This is a genomic window from Aquabacterium sp. (assembly GCF_050725395.1).
Classification (GTDB): domain Bacteria; phylum Pseudomonadota; class Gammaproteobacteria; order Burkholderiales; family Burkholderiaceae_C; genus Aquabacterium.
Window position 1 is genome coordinate 289,622 of sequence record NZ_JBOHHL010000001.1, and the last position, 20,378, is coordinate 309,999.

General features: G+C 65.4%; 14 protein-coding genes. 9 read left to right on the top strand and 5 right to left on the bottom strand.

Going from position 1 to position 20,378, the window contains the following annotated elements; genetic code table 11:
- Positions 1 to 77: 77 nt before the first annotated feature.
- The gene (locus tag ACREB4_RS01370) at positions 78 to 1,751 is read left to right on the top strand and encodes an FMN-binding glutamate synthase family protein (RefSeq protein ID WP_431586384.1); all 1,674 of its coding nucleotides are present in this window, start codon (positions 78 to 80) and stop codon (positions 1,749 to 1,751) included.
- On the opposite strand, the gene ACREB4_RS01375 is transcribed toward ACREB4_RS01370, so the two are convergent.
- Positions 1,752 to 2,372 carry a glutathione S-transferase N-terminal domain-containing protein gene (locus tag ACREB4_RS01375; RefSeq protein WP_431586385.1) on the bottom strand — a complete coding sequence of 207 codons (621 nt, stop codon included), beginning with the start codon at positions 2,370 to 2,372 and terminating at the stop codon, positions 1,752 to 1,754.
- Positions 2,373 to 2,548: 176 nt separating this feature from the next.
- Here ACREB4_RS01375 and ACREB4_RS01380 point away from each other — a divergent pair, with 176 nt between their 5' ends.
- From ACREB4_RS01380 to ACREB4_RS01405, 6 genes are read left to right on the top strand one after another with little or no spacing between them, the layout of a single operon-like run.
- On the top strand, positions 2,549 to 3,865 hold the full coding sequence (locus ACREB4_RS01380) for a DUF898 family protein (RefSeq protein ID WP_431586386.1): 1,317 nt from the start codon (positions 2,549 to 2,551) through the stop codon (positions 3,863 to 3,865).
- A 36-nt stretch (positions 3,866 to 3,901) separates the two neighbouring features.
- Entirely contained in the window at positions 3,902 to 5,269 is a 1,368-nt protein-coding gene (gene purB / locus ACREB4_RS01385) for an adenylosuccinate lyase (protein WP_431586387.1), read from the top strand.
- A gap of 7 nt (positions 5,270 to 5,276) precedes the next feature.
- Positions 5,277 to 6,116 (top strand): orotidine-5'-phosphate decarboxylase, encoded by an 840-nt coding sequence (gene pyrF, locus ACREB4_RS01390; protein ID WP_431586388.1) that lies wholly within the window; start codon positions 5,277 to 5,279, stop codon positions 6,114 to 6,116.
- Complete coding sequence (locus ACREB4_RS01395) at positions 6,116 to 7,273, top strand: ABC transporter permease (protein ID WP_431586389.1); 1,158 nt, start codon at positions 6,116 to 6,118, stop codon at positions 7,271 to 7,273. Before pyrF ends, ACREB4_RS01395 begins: the two co-directional genes overlap by 1 nt.
- Positions 7,263 to 8,438 carry an ABC transporter permease gene (locus tag ACREB4_RS01400; protein WP_431586390.1) on the top strand — a complete coding sequence of 392 codons (1,176 nt, stop codon included), beginning with the start codon at positions 7,263 to 7,265 and terminating at the stop codon, positions 8,436 to 8,438. The genes ACREB4_RS01395 and ACREB4_RS01400 overlap by 11 nt, the downstream gene beginning before the upstream one ends.
- Positions 8,439 to 8,453: 15 nt before the next feature.
- Entirely contained in the window at positions 8,454 to 9,347 is an 894-nt protein-coding gene (locus ACREB4_RS01405; protein WP_431586391.1) for a fumarylacetoacetate hydrolase family protein, read from the top strand.
- A gap of 13 nt (positions 9,348 to 9,360) precedes the next feature.
- Here ACREB4_RS01405 and ACREB4_RS01410 read toward each other — a convergent pair whose 3' ends face one another.
- On the bottom strand, positions 9,361 to 9,972 hold the full coding sequence (locus ACREB4_RS01410) for a TetR/AcrR family transcriptional regulator (protein WP_431586392.1): 612 nt from the start codon (positions 9,970 to 9,972) through the stop codon (positions 9,361 to 9,363).
- A gap of 126 nt (positions 9,973 to 10,098) precedes the next feature.
- On the opposite strand from ACREB4_RS01410, the gene ACREB4_RS01415 reads away from it, so the two are divergent.
- Complete coding sequence (locus tag ACREB4_RS01415; protein WP_431586393.1) at positions 10,099 to 11,088, top strand: alpha/beta hydrolase; 990 nt, start codon at positions 10,099 to 10,101, stop codon at positions 11,086 to 11,088.
- 59 nt (positions 11,089 to 11,147) lie between these two features.
- The gene (uvrA, locus tag ACREB4_RS01420; protein ID WP_431586394.1) at positions 11,148 to 14,036 is read left to right on the top strand and encodes an excinuclease ABC subunit UvrA; all 2,889 of its coding nucleotides are present in this window, start codon (positions 11,148 to 11,150) and stop codon (positions 14,034 to 14,036) included.
- A gap of 10 nt (positions 14,037 to 14,046) precedes the next feature.
- On the opposite strand, the gene ACREB4_RS01425 is transcribed toward uvrA, so the two are convergent.
- From ACREB4_RS01425 to metH, 3 genes are all read right to left on the bottom strand, one after another.
- The gene (locus tag ACREB4_RS01425; RefSeq protein ID WP_431586395.1) at positions 14,047 to 15,636 is read right to left on the bottom strand and encodes a DUF1501 domain-containing protein; all 1,590 of its coding nucleotides are present in this window, start codon (positions 15,634 to 15,636) and stop codon (positions 14,047 to 14,049) included.
- Positions 15,637 to 15,649: 13 nt separating this feature from the next.
- Entirely contained in the window at positions 15,650 to 17,401 is a 1,752-nt protein-coding gene (locus ACREB4_RS01430; RefSeq protein WP_431586396.1) for a DUF1800 domain-containing protein, read from the bottom strand.
- Positions 17,402 to 17,655: 254 nt separating this feature from the next.
- Positions 17,656 to 20,378: methionine synthase (gene metH, locus ACREB4_RS01435; RefSeq protein ID WP_431586397.1), on the bottom strand; the 2,723-nt coding region annotated here is incomplete at its 5' end.

Here is a 20,378-nt window from a genome sequence, read left to right on the forward strand (position 1 = left end):
CGTGGCCTTGATGATGCAACCGAGCCGTGCGCGTTTCTTTACCATGGTGAAAAGTCCGCCTGGACGAGGAGCTCCCAATGCCCGTGTGGTTGACCCGTTTGAATGAACACCTGCCCATCCGCTATGGCGCCTGGGCCTTTTCCGGCCTGATGGCCTTGCTGGGGGTGTTCCTGGCGCTGGAAAGCGGCCAGCCGGCCCACAGCGGCTACTGGGTGCTCGCCGTCCTCGGGGCTTTCCTGGTGCTGCAGGGTGTGCGCGATGTTCGTCAGAGCAAGCGCTCGGTGCTGCGCAATTACCCGGTCATCGGACACATGCGCTACCTGCTGGAATTCATCCGGCCCGAGATCCGCCAGTACTTCATCGAGAGCGACAGCGAGGCCGCGCCGTTTTCGCGGCAGCAGCGTTCGCTGGTCTACCAGCGCGCGAAGGGCGAGCCCGACAAACGTCCCTTCGGCACGCAAAGGGACGTGGGGGCCGCTGGCTACGAGTGGTTGAGCCATTCGCTGGCACCCAGCCACATCGCTTCGCAAGATTTCCGCGTGACGATCGGCGCGGGAGGGTCTTCCTGCAGCCAGCCGTATTGCGCCAGCATTTTCAACATCTCGGCGATGAGTTTCGGCGCACTCAGCGCCAATGCCATCCTGTCGCTCAACGCTGGCGCGCGCAAAGGCAATTTCGCGCACGACACCGGCGAGGGCTCGATCAGCCAGTACCACCGCCAGGCGGGGGGCGACCTGATCTGGGAGATCGGTTCTGGCTATTTCGGCTGCCGTGCCGCCGATGGGACATTCGACGCGGACAAATTCGCCGAGAACGCCCGCGATCCGCAGGTCAAGCTGATCGAGCTGAAGCTGAGCCAGGGGGCCAAGCCCGGTCATGGCGGTGTGCTGCCCGGCCCCAAGGTCACGCCTGAGATCGCGGCGGCGCGCGGCGTGACCATCGGGGTGGACTGCGTGTCACCGGCCAGCCACAGCGCGTTTTCCACGCCCACCGAGATGATGCATTTCATCGAGCGGCTTCGGCAGTTGTCCGGTGGCAAGCCGGTGGGCTTCAAGTTCTGCATCGGCCACCCCTGGGAGTGGTTTGCGCTGGCCAAGGCCATGCGCCAGACCGGCATCTGGCCTGATTTCATCGTGGTGGACGGCGCCGAAGGTGGCACGGGCGCCGCGCCGCTGGAGTTCACGGACCACGTGGGCGCGCCCTTGCAGGAAGGCCTGCTGCTGGTGCACAACACGCTGGTGGGCATGGGTGAACGGCACCGCGTCAAGATCGGCTGCGCAGGCAAGGTGATCAGTGCCTTCGACATCGCCCGCATGATGGCCTTGGGCGCGGACTGGTGCAATTCGGCACGGGGCTTCATGTTCGCGCTAGGCTGCATCCAGGCGCAAAGTTGCCACACCGGCCACTGCCCCACCGGGGTGGCCACGCAGGATCCCATCCGCCAGCGGGCGCTGGTGGTGTCGGACAAGACCGAGCGGGTCTACTACCTGCACATGAACACCCTGTATGCCTTGAAGGAACTGGTGCAAGCCGCTGGTCTGCAACACCCCAACGACATCACGGCCGACCACATCGTGCGGCGGGTGTCGAGCTCGGAGGTGCGGCGCCTGTCGAACCTGCTGGCCTTCACCAAGCCGGGCGAATTGCTGGCGGCCGAAAAGGGCGAAGCGCCCTGGCCGCAGGCCGTGTTCGAGGACTACTGGCGCCAGGCCAGTGCCGATTCGTTCAACAAGGCGACGGTGGTGGCCTGATCAGGCCTTGGGTGGTGCGGTGTCGATGAAGCTCTGGCGTTGCGAGAGCTTGTCGAACAATTTGCCCAAGTTGGGATAGCTGTCGCGCCAGTCGATCTGCGGGAAGCGGAAATCCACGTAGCCGAGGGCGCAGCCCGCCGCGATGTCGGCCAGGCTGTGGTGGTTGCCATTGCACCAGGGGCGGTCGCCCAGGCCTTGGCTCATGGACTTGAGGCCGCCGTGCACCTTGGCCATCTGGCGGTCGATCCAGGCTTGGGAGCGTTGCGCCTCGGTGCGGCCGGGCCAGGTGGCTTCCAGGCGTGCCAGCACGGCGGCGTCCATCAAACCATCGGCCAGGGCTTCCCAGGTGCGCACTTCCACGCGTTCACGGCCACTGAGCGGGATCAGCTTGCCCACGGGCGAAAGCGTGTCCACGTATTCCACGATGACGCGCGAATCGAAGACGGCCTCGCCGCCTTCCATCACCAGGCAAGGCACCTTGCCCAAGGGGTTGGAGTCGGAGATCTTCGTGTCTTCGGCCCACACATCCTCCACGTCGAATTTGTAGTCGAGCTTTTTCTCGGCCAGCACGATGCGCACCTTGCGGACAAACGGGCTAGTCAGTGAACCGATCAGTTTCATTCTGTGTCGTGATGTGTGGATGCGTGATGATTTTAACGAAGGCGGCGCACCTGGGCGTTGTTAATGCCAGCTTCGATGACGGGCTTCGCCCATCGGAGGGAGTGCCGATGTAGGCGAATTTGTATAAGACTGTTACATTTGCGGCGGAAATGAACAACTCAGCTGTACGTTCATCTGTGCGCACCGTTCGTCTGGTCGACCTTCAACCCTTGCATGTGGCGCCCGCGTCACAGGCCTGGGCGTCGCCGGTGGAAGCGCCTCTCAGCCTGGCCTGGCCTCCACCGATCGGTTCCGAGGCGGCCGAGGAACTGATGTCCGAGATGCGGGCTGCCTACCGTGGCGCCATGGCATCGGCGCCCGCGCCCTCGAACGAAACGCCCGTGCCGCGCCTGCCCAAAGGCTCGGTGACCAGGTTGCCGGTGGTCTTGAACGCCTCGGCCCGCGACTACGCTGGCATCTGGATCGCCAACCTGCTCCTGACCGTGCTGACCCTGGGCTTGTACCTGCCTTGGGCGCGGGTGCGGGTGCAGCGCTACTTCTTGCGCCGAACCCTGGTGGCCGGCAGCGCCCTGGACTACCACGCGCCGCCCACCAGCCACCTGCCGCGCTATGGCCTGGTGATGGCGCTGGTGGCTGGCGTGCTGGGGGCTTGCCTGGGCTCACCCCTGGCGGGGCTGCTGGCATTCTCGATGGCGCTGGCGGTGGCGCCGTTGGCCGTGCACACCAGCCTGAGTCACCGGATGGCCCACACCAGTTGGTCTGGACGGCGGCTGAGCTTCGAAGGGCGCTTCACCGCGGTGTACGGCGCCTTGCTGATGCCCTTGGTGGGCTTGGTGGCCGCGGCTTGGCTGACCTTGGCGGGCGCGACCTTCCACCACCCGATGTGGTGGATGGCCCTAGGCTTCGTGATCGCGCTGTGGCTGCTGGGCGTGCCGCTGTTCCTGTGGACTTATTTCCATTACCGGCAAGAACGACTGCACCTGGGGCCGCTTCGGCTGGGGTGGAAGGCCTCGCCCGTGGCCATGGTGATGTTGTGGGCCCGCACGGCTGCCTGGTCGGTGCTGGTTTCAAGCCTGGTGGTGGGCCTGGGTTCCATGGTGCTGGGCGCGCTGCTCTGGTGGCAGGGCCCCGCCCATGGCCGATGGGCCTGGGGCGTCGTGGCCGTGTCGATGATGGCGGTGGCAGTGGCCGTGACGCCTTATGTCCAGGCCCGGCTGCAGAACCTGGTGTGGAGCAAGACGGGCAACCGTTCCTTGCGTTTCAGAAGCCGCTTGTCGGTGCAAGGCTACGTGCTGCTGCAGGTGCGCCATGCTGCCTTGCTGCTGTTGACCTTGGGCCTGTACTGGCCTTGGGCGGTGGTGGCGTCGCGCCGCATGCGCACCGAGGCCTTGACGGTCTGGGCCCGCGTCGACACCGAGGTGTTGAAGGCGCATTGGACGCCGTTTGCCGACACGCCGGCGGGTTTGGCGGCCAAACGCCGCGCGAGCGCCTAAAATCGCGGGTTCTCCTGGTGCCCTTTTTTAAAAACCATGAACCTTTCTGCCCTCACAGCCCTGTCGCCCCTGGATGGCCGCTACGCCCCCAAAGTGGCCGCCCTGCGCCCCCTGCTGTCTGAATTCGGCCTGATGCACCGCCGCGTGCAGGTCGAGATCGAATGGTTCATCGCTTTGTCGGACGCCGGCCTGCCCGAGCTCAAGCCCATGACCGAGGCGGCCCGCGGCTACCTGCGCGGCCTGGCCGTGCGCTTCTCGGAGGCCGATGCCCAGGCCATCAAGGACATCGAAAAGACCACCAACCACGATGTGAAAGCGGTGGAGTACTGGATCAAGTCGCGCTTTGGCGGCCACGCGGATCTGGAAAAGGCCGGCGAGTTCGTGCACTTCGCCTGCACCAGCGAAGACATCAACAACACCAGCCACGGCCTGATGCTCAAGGCCGCGCGCGACCAGGTGCTGCTGCCCACCATCGATGGCCTGATCAACACGCTGCGCGCCCTGGCCGTGAGCCTGGCCGACATGCCCATGCTGAGTCGCACGCACGGCCAGACCGCGTCGCCCACCACGGTCGGCAAGGAAGTGGCCAACGTCGTGGCGCGTTTGGTGAATGCCCGAGAGCGCATCGCCAGCGTCAAGCTGCTGGCCAAGATGAACGGCGCCGTGGGCAACTACAACGCCCACCTGTCGGCCTACCCCGAGATCGATTGGGAAAACTTCAGCCGCAAGGTGATCGAAGACCAGCTGGGTTTGAGCTTCAACCCCTACACCATCCAGATCGAGCCGCACGACTACATGGCCGAACTGTTCGACGCGGTCACGCGCACCAACACCATCCTGATCGACTGGTCGCGCGACGTGTGGGGCTACATCAGCCTGGGTTACTTCAAGCAGAAGACCAAGGAAGGCGAGATCGGCTCATCGACCATGCCGCACAAGGTCAACCCGATCGACTTCGAGAACGCTGAAGGCAACCTGGGCCTGGCCAACGCCATGCTGACGCACCTGAGCCAGAAGCTGCCCATCAGCCGCTGGCAGCGCGACCTGACGGACAGCACCGTGCTGCGCAACATGGGCGTGGCTTTGGGCTACGCCGTGCTGGCCTACGACAGCCTGGCGCGTGGTCTGGGCAAGCTGGAAGTGAACCCGCAAGCCCTGGCCGACGACCTGGACAGCGCCTGGGAAGTGCTGGCCGAACCCATCCAGACCGTGATGCGCCGCTATGCCTTGCCCAACCCGTACGAGCGCCTGAAGGAACTGACGCGCGGCAAGACCATCACGCGCGAAGCCATCCAGCAGTTCGTTCAGACGCTGGAGATCCCCGACGCCGACAAGCAGCGCCTGCTGGACATGACGCCGGGCAACTACATCGGCAAGGCGGTTGACCTGGCCAAGCGCGTCTGACCTGGCCATGAGCTTCACGCAGCAACTCCAGCACGCTCAAGCCCACAACGACTCCATGCTCTGCGTGGGGCTGGACCCGGAACCTTCGCGCTTCCCGGGCGCTTGGAAAGACCAGCCCGCGCGCATCTACGATTTCTGCGCCGCGATCGTCGATGCCACCAAGGACCTGGTCTGCGCCTTCAAACCGCAGATCGCCTACTTTGCTGCGCACCGCGCCGAAGACCAGCTGGAACGCCTGATGGCGCACATGAAGCGCGCTGCGCCGCAGGTGCCCATCATCCTGGATGCCAAGCGTGGCGACATCGGCAGCACGGCCGAGCAATACGCCCGCGAGGCCTTCGAGCGCTACCAGGCCGATGCCGTCACCTTGTCGCCCTTCATGGGCTTCGATTCGGTCGAGCCCTACCTGCGCTACCCGGGCAAGGGCGTGATCCTGCTGTGCCGCACGTCCAACCCGGGCGGCTCCGATCTGCAGAACCAGCGCCTGGCCGATGTGCCTGGTCAGCCTCGTTTGTACGAACACCTGGCTGCGCTGGCGCAAGGGCCGTGGAACACCAATGGCCAAGTCGGCCTGGTGGTGGGCGCGACCTTCCCCGAAGAGATCGCCCGCGTGCGTGAACTGGCGCCGACCTTGCCCCTGTTGATTCCTGGGGTGGGCGCACAGGGCGGCGATGCCGAGGCCACGGTGAAGGCCGGGCGGCGCACGGCGGCCGATGGCAGCGTCACCGGCGCCATCATCGTCAACAGCTCGCGCGCGGTCTTGTACGCCAGCGCAGGCGATGACTTCGCCAGCGCTGCACGCCGCGTGGCCCTTGAAACCCGACAGACGCTGAACGCCGCACGCTGATGTTCATCTTCAGGCTGCTGCTCAAGAATGCTTTCCGGCATCGCTTGCGCACTGCCTTGACGATGGTGGGCCTGGTGGTGGCCATCAGCGCTTTCGGTTTGCTGCGCACCATCGTCGATGCCTGGTATGCGGGCGTCGATGCGTCTTCCAGCGCCCGCCTGGTCACGCGCAGCGCGATCTCGCTGACCTTCCCGCTGCCATTGAGCTACGCCGACCGCATCAGGCAGGTCGAAGGCGTGAAGGGCGTGTCCTGGGCCAACTGGTTTGGCGGCGTCTACATCACCGAGCGCAACTTCTTCGCGCAGTTCGCGGTCGATCCGCCCAGCTACCTGGCGCTTTACCCCGAGTACGTGCTGAAGGAAGACGAGAAGCAGGCCTTCTTTCGCGACCGCGAAGGCTGCATCGTGGGCCGCAAGCTGGCGAAAAAATACGGCTGGAAAGTGGGCGACACCATTGCCCTGCGCGGCACCATCTACCTGGGCAATTGGCGCTTCAATGTGCGCGGCATCTACGAAGGCATCGACGAGAAGACCGACGAGCAGCAGATGCTTTTCCATTGGAAGCGCGTGGCCGAAAGCATGCGCGTGCGGTCCGGACGCAAGGCCGACTACGTGGGCGTGTACATGGTGGGCCTGCGCGATGCGAGCCAGGCGCCCGAGGTGGCGCAGCGCATCGATGCACTGTTCAAAAATTCGCTGGCCGAGACCTTGAGCGAGACCGAGAAGGCCTTCCAGCTCGGCTTCGTGTCGATGAGCGAGTCGATCCTGCTGGCGGTGCAGGCGGTCAGCTTCATCATCGTCGTGATCATCATGGCGGTGATGGCCAACACCATGACCATGACCGCGCGCGAGCGCCTGGCCGAGTACGCGACCTTGAAGGTGCTGGGCTTCACGCCGGCCTTCATCAGCAAGCTCTTGCTGGGCGAGAGTCTGTTGATCGCATTGCTGGGTGGCGGCCTGGCCATCGCGCTGACATTTCCGCTGGCCAAGGCCTTTGCCGGCACCGTGGGCACCTTGTTCCCGGTCTTCCAGGTGTCTGGCTTGACGATGGGCCTGCAACTGCTGGCCTGCGTGGTGGTGGGCCTGGTGGCGGCGGCCTGGCCTGCCTGGAAGATGTCGCGCATCGACATCGTGCAGGGCTTGCGCCATGTGGCCTGAGTTGCTGCCCTGGTCCTACATCGCGCGCAACCTGTGGGTGCGGCGGGTCACCACCCTGCTCACCGCCGCCGGCATGGCGCTGGTGGTCTACGTGTTCGCCACGGTGCTGATGATGGGCGAGGGCATCCGCGCCACCCTGGTGGCCACGGGCCGGCCCGACAATGTCATGGTGCTGCGCAAGGGCTCGGGGGCCGAGATCAACTCGGCGATCTCGCGCGCACAGGCCGGCATCATCGAATCGCTGCCGGGGCTGGCAGCCAACGGGCAGGGCGGCAAGATGGTGTCGCGCGAGCCAGTGGTGCTGAACACCTTGCCCAAGCGCGGCTCGCTCAAGCCCAGCAACATCACGGTGCGCGGCACCTCAGAAGTGGGCTTGGCCTTGCGCCCGCAGGTGCATTTCATCAAGGGCCGCATGTTCCGGCCCGGCACCAGCGAGATCGTGGCGGGGCAAGCCGTGGCGCGCGGCTTCGTGGGCACGGGTCTGGGCGAGACCCTGAGGTTCGCGGGGCGCGAGTGGCTGGTGGTGGGCATCTTCGACGCCAGCCGCAGCGGCTTCGATTCCGAGATCTGGGGCGATTCGGAGCAGATGATGCAGGCCTTCCGCCGCAACAACTACTCCAGCGTGATTTTCAAGCTCAGCGACCCGAGCACTTTCGACAAGGCCCGCGCCAGCCTGGAAGGCGACCCGCGCCTGACCCTGGAGGCCAAGCCCGAAGTGCAGTTCTACGCCGAGCAGTCCGAGATGCTGGCCACGTTCATCCGAGTGCTGGGCTTGTCGCTGTCGGTCATCTTTTCGATCGGGGCCATCGTGGGCGCCATGATCACCATGTTCGCCACCGTCGCCTCGCGCGTGAACGAGATCGGCACCTTGCGGGCGCTGGGTTTTCGGCGCCAATCGGTGCTGCTGAGCTTCATGGCCGAATCCCTGCTGCTGTCGCTGGTGGGCGGCGTGATGGGGCTGGCCGCGGCCTCGCTCATGCAGGCGGTGAACATCTCCACCGTCAACTTCAAAAGCTTTTCGGAACTGGCTTTTCAATTCACACTGACGCCGATGATCGCGCTGCAGGCCATCCTGTTCGCCTTGGTGATGGGGCTGCTGGGCGGCTTCATCCCTGCGTGGCGGGCGGCACGGCTGCAGATCGTGGATTGCCTGCGCGCCAATTAGAAGGACCTTCTCATCATGCAACTGTGCACATTCCAAACCGGTGACCAGCCCGAAGTGGGCCTGGTCCATGAAGAATGGGTGCTGCCCGTGCAGCGCGCCTTGCCGCAACTGCTGCGTCCGCACGAGCCGATGCTGGACCTGATCGCGCGTTGGGACAGCGTCCAGCCCGCGCTGCAAGGCCTGCTCGACTTGCCCGACCCCGAGCACAAGCTGCGCCGCGATGTGCTGCGCTTGCACGCCCCCGTGCCGCGCCCCGGCAAGGTGCTGGGCATTGGCCTCAATTACCTGGACCACATCAACGAGAAGATCATCGGCGAGGTGCGCACGGCGCCCGAGCACCAGGTGTGGTTCAGCAAGGCGACCACGGCGGTCAACGGGCCCTTCGATCCCATCGTGCTGCCGCCCGAGTCGGTGTCCACCATGACCGACTACGAGGCCGAGCTGGTCGTGGTCATCGGGCGGCGGTGCAAGCGCGTCACGCCAGAGCAAGCACCGGCTTTCGTCTTTGGCTACTGCGTGGGCAACGACGTGTCGGTGCGCGACTGGCAGAAACGCACCTCGCAATGGACCTTGGGCAAGGGCTTCGACACCCACGCGCCCTTCGGCCCCTGGATCACCACGTCTGATGAAGTGCCTGATCCGCATGCCCTGAACCTGCGCGGCCTGGTCAACGGCGAAGAGCGCCAAAGCAGCAACACCGGCCTGATGATCTTCAAGATCTGGGACCAGATCTCGGTGCTGAGCCAGGCCATGACGCTGGAGCCGGGCGACGTGATCTACACCGGCACCTGCAGCGGCGTGGGGGCCGGCATGACGCCGCCCCAGTTCCTGAAACCGGGCGACCATGTGCGCATCGAGGTTGACCAACTGGGCGCCATCGAGGCCCTGTGCACCGCCGACCTGGCTTGATGGATCGACAGGCTCAGTCGGCCGATGGGTTCAGCGAAGTCAGCACCGCCTGCACAAAGGCGATGACGGTGGGCGCCAGTTCGGTGAGCCGGTGAACCTGGTCCTGCTCGATCGCGTGCAGGATCAGCTCGTTGATGCCACCCACCACGGCCATGGCCATCTCGGGCGACAAGGGGCGTTTGCCCGGCTCCTTGGCGCGCGACAGCTCCACCTGCACTTGCAGAAAACTGGCGAAGCGCTGCTGGATCTGGCGCCGCGTGGACAGGCCGGCCGGCCCGATGCCCAGCAGTTCGATGAAAAGCGTGCGGATCAAGGCGGGCTGCGCTTGCAAGCTCGCCAGGTAAGCGTGCGTGACGTGGGCCAGTTGTTCGACCCAATCGGCGCCCGGGTCGAACCCTTCGGCGATGATCGCCAGGGTGCGTTGGCTCAAGGTTTCGCACAGCGCGACGAGGCAGTCATCCTTGCTGGCGAATTGTTCATAGAAGGTGCGCTTGGACACGTGCGCCCGCGCCACCACGTCGGCAATGGTCGTGTCGGCATAGGATTGCTCGGCCAGCGTGGCGGCCAAGGCCTCGATGAGGCGAGCGCGGTGGTCGACCGGCTCGGGCGAAGATGAGGGGCTCATTGTCGCCAATGGTACTTGACAGTACCAGTGAGCGTTTGTTAAGGTTCGCACCGAATTGGTACCAATTGGTACCAGGTTGTGAAAACGAATAACTCGAAGCGGTTCATACCGAGGAGACACCCCACCATGCAATCCACCCTCACGCGCTGGCGCCATGCCTGGATGGCCGGCGTGGCCGCCCTGGCCTTCGGTGCCACCGCCCAAGCCGCGGCCCCTGCACCCGCCGCGCCTTACACCGTGGTCAACGCCAGCTTCGCTTGCCAGACCGCCACCTGCGATGCCGAACTGTGGCTGCCCAAGGGCGTCAGCAAGCCCCCCGTCATCCTCATGGCCCACGGCTTTGGCGCCCTGAAGGACTGGGGCCTGCAGCCCTTCGCCGAGCGCTTCGTGAAGGCGGGCTTCGCCGTCGTGCGCTTCGACTACCGGGGCTTTGGCAAGAGCGGCGGGCTGCCGCGCCGCGTGGTCAATGGCCCGGCCCAGGTGAAAGACTGGCTGTCGGCCATCGATGCCGTGCGTTTGCGCGGCGATGTCGATGGCAGCCGCATCGGCCTGTGGGGCTCGTCCTTCAGCGGCGGCCTGGTCTTGGTGGCGGCGTCGCAAAGCCGGGGTGTCGTCAAGGCGGTCAGCTCGCAGGTGCCCTTCGTCAATGGCTTTCAAAGCGCCTTGACCTACCCCTTGAAGTACCAGCCTCGCGCCGCGTGGGATGGCCTGCGCGACCTGATGCGCAGCGACAAGGACGAGCCCATCTACATCCCCATCGTGGCCAAGGACGCCTTCGCCGCCCTCGTTTGCGCCGAGTGCGTGGACGGTTACGGCAAACTGGTCACGCCTGGGCAGGAAGCCGAGAACAAGGTGGCCGCGCGCATCCTGATGACCTTGCCCTGGTTCGCGCCCGCGTCCAGCGCGCCGCACATCGCCGCGCCCGTGTTGGTGGTGGCCGCCGAGAACGATGGCCTGATCCCGGTCAAGGGCGTGCGCGAGATGGTCAAGGCCTTGCCCCAGGGCGAGTACCTGGAACTGAAAGGCGCCGACCATTTCGCGCCCTACGCGCTGCCGGCCTTCGAGCAGGTGGTCAGCCGGCAGACGGCGTTTTTCCTGAAGAACCTGGCGCGCTAGCCTCGGACGGCCTGGGCGCCGTATGATGTTCGGTTGCCCAGTCCTGCTCCGCCGCGCCGATGTCTTCCCGCTCCGATTTGCCCGTCCGCCCCAATGTTCCACTGATCCAGGTGCGGGGGGCGCGCACCCACAACCTCAAGAACATCGACCTGGACATCCCCCGGCACCAGCTGGTGGTGATCACCGGTTTGTCGGGCTCGGGCAAATCCAGCCTGGCCTTCGACACCTTGTACGCCGAAGGCCAGCGCCGCTACGTCGAAAGCCTGAGCGCCTACGCCCGCCAGTTCCTGCAACTGATGGACAAGCCCGACGTCGATGTGATCGAGGGCCTGTCGCCCGCCATCAGCATCGAGCAGAAGGCCACCAGCCACAACCCGCGCTCGACCGTGGGCACGGTCACCGAGATCCACGACTACCTGCGCCTGCTTTACGCCCGCGCCGGCACGCCTTTCTGTCCTGACCACGACCTGCCCTTGCAGGCGCAGAGCGTCAGCCAGATGGTGGACGCCGTGCTGGCCATGCCCGAGGACACCAAGCTGATGGTCCTGGCGCCGGTGATGCGCGACCGCAAGGGCGAGCACGCCGAGCTGTTTTTGCAGATGCAGTCCGAAGGCTATGTGCGCTTCCGCATCGATGGCCAGGTGATCGAAGCCGCCGACTTGCCCGAGCTGAAAAAGAACGAAAAGCACGACGTGGATGTGGTGGTCGACCGCCTCAAGGTGCGTTCCGACATGACGCAGCGCCTGGCCGAGAGTTTCGAAGCCGCCATGCGCCTGGCCGATGGCCGGGCCATCGCCTTCGAGATGGATTCGGGCAAGGAGCACACCTTCTCGTCCAAGTTCGCTTGCCCGGTGTGCAGCTATTCGCTGTCCGAGCTGGAACCGCGCCTGTTCTCCTTCAACTCGCCGGTGGGCGCCTGCCCCAGTTGCGACGGCCTGGGCCACGTCATCGCCTTCGATCCTGTGCGCGTGGTGGCCTTCCCCAGCCTGAGCCTGGGCAGTGGCGCCATCAAGGGCTGGGACCGCCGCAACCCCTACACCTACTCGATGATCGAGGCGCTGGGCAAGCACTACCAGGTCGACATCGACCAGCCCTTTGAAGAGCTGCCCGCCGAGGTCCAGCAGGTGCTGCTCTATGGCTCGGGCGACGAAGAAATCGAGTTCGTCTACGAGGCCGATGGCACCGCCGGCAAGAAGCGCCGCGTCAAGCGCAGCCACCCTTTCGAAGGCATCTTGCGCAACTTCGAGCGGCGTTTCAAAGAGACCGATTCATCGGCCGTGCGCGAAGAGCTGTCGCGCTACCAGCAGCCCAAGGCCTGCCCCGAGTGCCATGGCACGCGCCTGCGCCGCGAGGCCCGCCACGTGTTCCTGCACGACGCCCAAAGCGGCGACAAGCGCGCCATCTACCAAGTGGCCCACGCCACGCTGGCCGAAGCCCAACGCTATTTCGAAGGCCTGAACCTGATCGGCTCCAAGGCCGAGATCGCCGACAAGGTCGTGACCGAGATCCGCTCGCGCCTGCGCTTCCTCAACGACGTGGGCCTGACCTACCTGAGCCTGGACCGCAGCGCCGACACGCTGAGCGGCGGCGAGGCCCAACGCATCCGCCTGGCATCGCAAATCGGCTCGGGCCTGACCGGCGTGATGTACGTCCTCGACGAGCCCAGCATCGGCCTGCACCAGCGCGACAACGACCGCCTGATCGGCACCCTGCAGCACCTGCGCAACCTGGGCAACAGCGTCATCGTGGTCGAGCACGACGAGGACATGATCCGCGCCGCGGACTACGTGATCGACATGGGCCCGGGTGCGGGCGTGCATGGTGGCCATGTCATCGCGCAGGGCACCGCGCAAGAAGTCACCGACCACCCTGACAGCCTGACTGGCCAGTACCTGGGCCGTGCCTTGCGCATCGCCGTGCCGCCCAAACGTTTGCCCTTCACCGACGAGACGCCGCGCCTGCGCGTGGTCAACGCACGCGGCCACAACCTCAAGGGCGTGACCGTGGAAGTGCCCGTGGGCCTGCTGACTTGCGTGACCGGCGTGTCCGGCTCGGGCAAGAGCACCCTGGTCAACGAGACCCTGTACGCCAGCGTGGCGCGCAAGCTGTACCACAGCCACCTCGAGCCTGCCGTGCACGACGAGATCGAAGGCCTGGAGCTGTTCGACAAGGTCATCAACGTCGACCAATCCCCCATCGGGCGCACGCCCCGCAGCAACCCGGCCACCTACACCGGCCTGTTCACGCCCATCCGAGAGTTGATGGCCGACGTGCCCTCCGCGCGCGAGCGTGGTTATGGCGCGGGCCGCTTCTCCTTCAACGTGGCGGGTGGCCGCTGCGAGGCTTGCCAGGGCGATGGCGTGCTCAAGGTCGAGATGCACTTCCTGCCCGATGTCTATGTGCCTTGCGATGTGTGCCAGGGCAAGCGCTACAACCGCGAAACGCTCGAGATCCAGTACAAGGGCAAGAACATCCACGAAGTGCTCGACATGACCGTGGAAGTGGCCTTGGGTTTCTTCAGCGCCGTGCCCTCGCTGGCCCGCAAGCTGCAAACCTTGATGGACGTGGGCCTGGGCTACATCCGGCTGGGGCAGAGCGCCACCACTTTGTCGGGCGGCGAGGCTCAACGCGTCAAGCTGGCGCTTGAACTGAGCAAGCGCGACACCGGCCGCACGCTGTACATCCTGGACGAGCCGACCACCGGCCTGCACTTCCACGACATCGCCCTGCTGCTCAAAGTGTTGCACCAGTTACGCGATGCGGGCAACACGATCGTGGTGATCGAGCACAACCTGGACGTCATCAAGACGGCCGACTGGCTGATCGACATGGGCCCCGAAGGCGGTTCGGGCGGCGGCAGCCTGGTGGTGGCCGGCACGCCCGAGACCGTGGCCGCACACAAGGGCAGCCACACGGGCCACTACCTCAAGGCCCTGCTCGACGAGTGAGCCAACGGCCTCAGCCCATGAAGCCCACGTTGTGGGCCGAGCTGTTGAAGTTGTGGATGTTGGGCAGGATGCTGAGCAGGTCGGTGTTGCTCACGCCCATCCACTTGCCCAAGGTGTAGGCGTACTGGTCCACCGAGGTGGTGGGCAGCAAGGCGCCATTGCCGACCTGGTCGGGGCTCGAGAACACGCCATTGGCGTTGGCCGTGCTGTACTGGGGGAAGTTGCCGTAGACCTCGCCGCCTTGCACCGCGCCACCCATGACGAGGTGGTGCGCGCCCCAGCCGTGGTCGGTGCCATCGCCGTTGTTGGTGAAGCTGCGGCCAAAGTCCGAGGCCGTGAAGGTGGTGACCTGCGAACGCATGTCGCCACCCGGCATGGCGCCCAGCACACTGTCGAAATAGGCGAGTGCGTGGTCGAGTTGCAGCATGCGCTCGTTGTGCTCGGTGTTTTGCGAGGCGTGGGTGTCGAAGCTGCCCAGGTTCACCATGAACACCTGCCGGCGGATGCCGAAAGCGCCCTGGCGGTTGGCCTCGATGATGCGCGCGATCATCTGCAGTTGCAGGGCCAGGCCGTTGGTCACCTGGCCACCGGCCGTGTTCGTGTACTTCAGCAGCGGATCGTTCCACACCGAGTTGGCGCCATTGGTGCCCCACGGTGCCTGGGCATTCGAGGGCAGGGCGGCGCCGAGCAGGTCGCTGGCCTGGACGGCGCGCGCGACCACTTGCTGGTGTGCCTTGGTGAACAGGTTGTTGCTGGTCGAGGTGCTCATCACCGACTTCACCGCGTTGTACAGGTCGGCATTGCCCAACACGTAGCGGGTGTTGTTGTACTTGGCGCCCAGGCCGGGAATGCTGGCCATGCCCACCGGATACTGGCGCACCGACCGGCCGCTCAGCCAGGTGCTGGCATTGCCTGGCGTGATGCAGGTGAAGGAGCGCTGGACGATGTCGGCGCTGGCGCCGCTGCCGTTGCTGCTCATCAACAAATCGCCAATTCGGCCGCCCCAGCCCTCGCTGGCGCCTTCGGGCGAGAAGGACATCCAGGTGGACTGCTGGTCGTTGTGCGAGAACAGCTTCGCCGGTTTGGCGAAGGCATCGGAGGCGTAGTTGGCCTTGGTGGTCGGTCGGATCAGCGGGCCCACATTGGCCATCACGGCCAGCCGGTGGGCGCCATACAGCTGCTTGCTGCGGACCAGCGATGGGTGCAGCGCGAACTGGCGCCCGGCGTGCGTCGACCGGGCGGACGCGATCGGCAAGACACCGCCCAGGCGCTCCGGCGAACCGGGGGCGGCGGAGGCGTTGACCGCGGTGCCCGGGCTCATCAGGGCGATCGAGGTGCTGCTGTCGTTGGCGTCGCGCGATTGCGGATCGCGGTGGTTGACATAGTGGCCCCACGAATCCGTGTCGGTGGCCAGCACGGTGTTGAAGGCGTCATTGCCGCCATTGAGGAAGATGCACACCAGGGCCTGGTAGCCGCCGCTGGCGGACTGGGCCGAGGCCTGGCCCATGGTGGCCAGGCTCAGGCCCAGGGGGCCGGCGGCGCCCAACGAAGAGAAGGCGGCGGCGTGGCGCAGGAATTGGCGGCGGCTGGACGAGCTCATGGGGCGGTTTTCTTCAATGTTGAACGATGAACTGGGGCGACACGGCCACCATCAGGATCGCGGATTCCACACGGCGGCGGCGGTCCGTCGCGTTCACGTTGGGCATCTTGCCGATGCCGCTCAGCATCAAGGCGTTGAGTTCGGCGGAGGGCGCGGCACCCAGCATCCTCTGCGCCACCGCCGTCACCAGTTGCTGGGGCGAGGCCGCGGTGGGCTTGTCCACCAATGCGTCGAAACTGCTCAGGTCGAAGCGCATGTCGATGCGCTGGGTGCTGTTGTTGTACTGGCCCCAGCCATAGTCCAGCATCTGGATGATGTAGTTGGCGTAACCCAGTACCGAGGTCTCGTTGGTGATCTGCATCTCGGGCGCCACGAGGTCGCGGTCGCTCAGTTCGGTCTGGGGCGGCTTGAAGCCCGGCCGGAAGAAATTGAACACCGACGGGGCGCGCATCGGGGTCTGGCCCAGTTCCGAGACGGTGTCATCGGTGCTGGCGGCCAGGTAGTAGGGCACGCGCTGCGCAGACTTGGCGGCGTTGTAGGCATCGGAGGTGTGGGGGATGGCGCGCAGCAGGTGCGCGATGCGCACGAGCGGTTCACGCACCTTGCCCTGGCCCGAGGCGCTTTGCAGCGCCATGTCGCGGGCTTCCCAATCGAGCAGCACGGCCTTCACCGTGGCCTTGATGTTGCCGCCCGATGTGCGGAAGGCGGTGCTCACGCGTTGCACGTAGCCGGGGCTGGGATTGCTGGCCACCAGGCGTTGGATGAGTTGCTTGGCAAAGAAGGGCGCGGCGTTGGGGTGGCTGGCCAGCCGGTCCAGCGCGGCCTTCAGGCTGGCCTGGGGATTGGGGGTGGTTTGCGCTGGCACGGTCACGCCCAGGAAGCGCTTCTCGCTGATCGAATGTTCCTGCGTGTAGGCGGACATGGCCGTGGTGCTTTGGCTGGCGTCCGTGCATTGGTCGCCACGCCAGAAGCATTGCCACCACACCACCGAGGCCTTGGCCGCCGGGCGGAACCAGCTCCAGCCGGTGAAGACTTTGGCCAGGCCCTTCACGTCGTCGCCGGTGTAGGTTTCCTGGGGGAAGCCGTTGACGAGCTTGTTGGTGCCGTCCTCGTTCAGTTCGTAGAGGCCGATGGAGAACAGCTGCATCACCTCGCGCGCGAAGTTCTCGTCGGCGATGCGGCCGGTGTTCGTGTCTTCCTTGCGGTTGCCGCGGTGCGACAGGAAAGCGCCCATGGCGGGGTGCAGCGCCACGCCTTCCAGCAGATCACGGTAGTTGCCATCGATCTTGTTGGTCAGCATGTCCATGTAGCTGGCCACCATGCGGCCATCGCCGGTCAGGTCGGCGTTGGTGGTGGACACCACGAAGATCTCGGAGAGGGCGAAGGCCACGCGCTGGCGCAACTGGGCCGGGTCGGTCACCGCGTGCGTCCACCAGGTGTAGACCACGTCGTTCACCATGGGCCGGTCGGTGCCTTGCGCGGTGGACGAGGCCTCGACCGTGGCCAGGTGGGTGGCCTGCAGGGGGGTGGCCAATTGCTCGTCGATCCAGCGCTCGTAGCCGATGGCCTTCACACGGGCGATGTCGGTCGCGGTGGGCCCGAAGGTGGCTTGCGTCAGAAAGCGGTGTGCTTCGAGGTCGTTGCCGGGGGCCGCGCTCACCGATTGCAGGCTGCTGGAGCCCGAGCCACTGCTGGTGCCAGACGTGGTGCTGTCACCGCTTCCGCCGCCACCGCAGCCCGCCAGCAGGGCGGCGCTGATCGCCATGACCAAGCCTGTTTGACGCAGGACACTTTCCAACTTCGACCGCAACATGAACGCACTCGCACTGAGAACCTTGACCCACAGATGTCGGCAAAAGGAACCCGGGCTTGAGCCAGCGGTCCTGAATCGACGATCTCTGAAACGAGTGCGAAAGGTGCCATGCGGCCTTCGCCGCATGCGATGCAAGATGCCTCAGTTGTAAGGGAGCGCAACGCCAGGCCCCCTCGTGGCCTGAAAACGTCAATAGGTCACAAAGCTCACAAATTGGGCGAGAGGGCCCGTTCGGCGTCGCGGTGGGAAAGGCCGGTTTTTTCGGCCCAATTCTCGAGTTGGTCTTGGCCAATCTTGCCCACGTTGAAGTACGTGGACTCGGGATGGGCCAAGTAGAAGCCGCTCACGCTGGCCGCCGGCGTCATGGCCAGGCTTTCGGTCAGGGCCATGTGCACTTCGTTGGCCTGCAGCACGCGGAACATCTCGCCCTTGACGGTGTGGTCTGGGCAAGCAGGGTAGCCGGGCGCGGGGCGGATGCCCTTGTACTTCTCGCCGATCAGGTCGACGTTGCTGAGTTGTTCGTCGGCCGCATAGCCCCAGAACTCCTTGCGCACGCGTTCGTGCATGCGCTCGGCGAAGGCCTCGGCGAGGCGGTCGGCCAGGGCCTTGAGCATGATCGACGAGTAGTCGTCGTGTTTGGCCAGGAACTCGGCGTCTTTCTTCTCGATGCCCAGGCCGGCGGTCACCGCGAACAAACCGACGTAGTCGGGCTTGGTGCCCTTGGGCGCCACGAAGTCGGCCAGGCTGCGGTTGGCGCGCCTGACGCCATCGACCACCGGGCGTTCCGACTGCATGCGCAGCGGCGACCAGGTCATCAGCACCTCGGTGCGCGACTCATCTCGGTAGATTTCGATGGTGTCGTCGTCCACCGTGTTGGCGGGGTACAGGGCGATCACGCCGTGGGCGGTCAGCCAGCGGCCTTCGACGATCTTCTTGAGCAGGGCCTGCGCATCGGCCAGCACCTTGCGGGCCTCGATGCCCACCACCTCGTCGTCCAGGATGGCGGGGTAGGGGCCGGCCAGGTCCCAGGTCTGGAAGAAAGGACCCCAGTCGATGTAATGCACCAGTTCGCCCAGGTCCTGGTTCTTGAACACGCGGCGGCCGGTGATCTTGGGCACGGCGGGCGTGTAGCGGTCCCAGTCCATCGGCGTCTTGTTGGCGCGGGCTTGCGCCAAGGTCACCATGGGCGTGGCCTTCTTGTTGGCGTGCTGCACGCGCACGCGCTCGTAGTCGGCGTTCAGCTCGGCGATGTAGTCGGCCTGGCGTTCGTCGCTCAGCAACTCGGTGCACACGCCCACGGCGCGCGAAGCATCGGGCACATAGACCACGGGGCCGCTGAAGTTGGGTGCGATCTTCACGGCCGTGTGCACGCGCGAGCACGTGGCGCCGCCGATCAGCAGCGGCGTCTGGCGCGAGCGGAAATACTCGTCCCGCTCCATCTCGCCGGCCACGTACTGCATCTCTTCCAGGCTCGGCGTGATCAGGCCGGAGAGGCCGATGATGTCGGCGCCGCTTTCCTTGGCCATCTTCAAGATGTCGACGCAGGGCACCATCACGCCCATGTTGACCACCTCGAAGTTGTTGCACTGCAGGACCACGGTCACGATGTTCTTGCCGATGTCGTGCACGTCGCCCTTCACGGTGGCGATCACGATCTTGCCCTTGGCCTTGGCGTCACCGCCGCCTTCGATCAGCAGCTTCTTTTCTTCTTCGATGTAAGGCAGCAAATGCGCAACGGCCTGCTTCATCACGCGGGCCGACTTCACCACCTGCGGCAGGAACATCTTGCCCGCGCCGAACAGGTCGCCCACGGTGTTCATGCCCGCCATCAGCGGCCCTTCGATCACGTGCAGCGGACGCCCGCCGGTGGCGCGGATCTTCTGCCAGCACTCTTCGGTGTCCTGCGTGATGAAGTCGGTGATGCCGTTGACCAGCGCGTGGCTCAGCCGCGTTTCAACAGACACGGGCTGCTCGGGCGTGCCGCGCCAGGCCAGCTTGGCGCTGTCGTCCTTGGCCGCGCCTTTGGCGCTGTCGGCGATCTCGATCAGGCGTTCGCCCGGCGTGAGGTGCGGCTCGCCTTCCTTGTAGACCGGTTGGCGGTTCAGCACCACGTCTTCCACGCGCTCGCGCAGCACGGGGTCGAGCGCGTCGTACACGCCCACCATGCCCGCGTTGACGATGCCCATGTCCATGCCCGCCTGGATGGCGTGGTACAGGAACACGGTGTGGATCGCCTCGCGCATCGGGTCGTTGCCGCGGAAGCTGAAGCTCACGTTCGACACACCGCCGCTGATCTTGGCGCCGGGCAGGTTCTCCTTGATCCAGCGCGTGGCGTTGATGAAGTCGACCGCGTAGTTGTCGTGCTCCTCGATGCCGGTGGCGATGGCGAAGATGTTCGGGTCGAAAACGATGTCCTCGGGCGGAAAGCCGACTTCATCGACCAGGATGCGGTAGGCACGCTCGCAGATCTCGACCTTGCGCGCGAAGGTGTCGGCCTGGCCTTTTTCGTCAAACGCCATGACCACGGCGGCCGCGCCATAGCGCTTGACCAGCCCGGCCTGGCGGCGGAACTCGGCTTCGCCTTCCTTCATCGAGATCGAGTTAACGATGCCCTTGCCCTGGATGCATTTCAGGCCCGCCTCGATCACGTCCCACTTGGACGAGTCGACCATGATGGGCACGCGCGAGATCTCGGGCTCGGAGGCGATCAGGTTCAGGAAGCGCACCATGGCGGCCTTGCTGTCCAGCATGGCCTCGTCCATGTTGATGTCGATGATCTGGGCGCCGTTCTCGACCTGCTGGCGCGCGACGGCCAGGGCTTCCTCGAACTGGCCGTTCAGGATCATCCGGGCAAAAGCCTTGGAGCCGGTGACGTTGGTCCGCTCGCCCACGTTGACGAACAGCGAGCCCGGTCCGATCAGCACCGGTT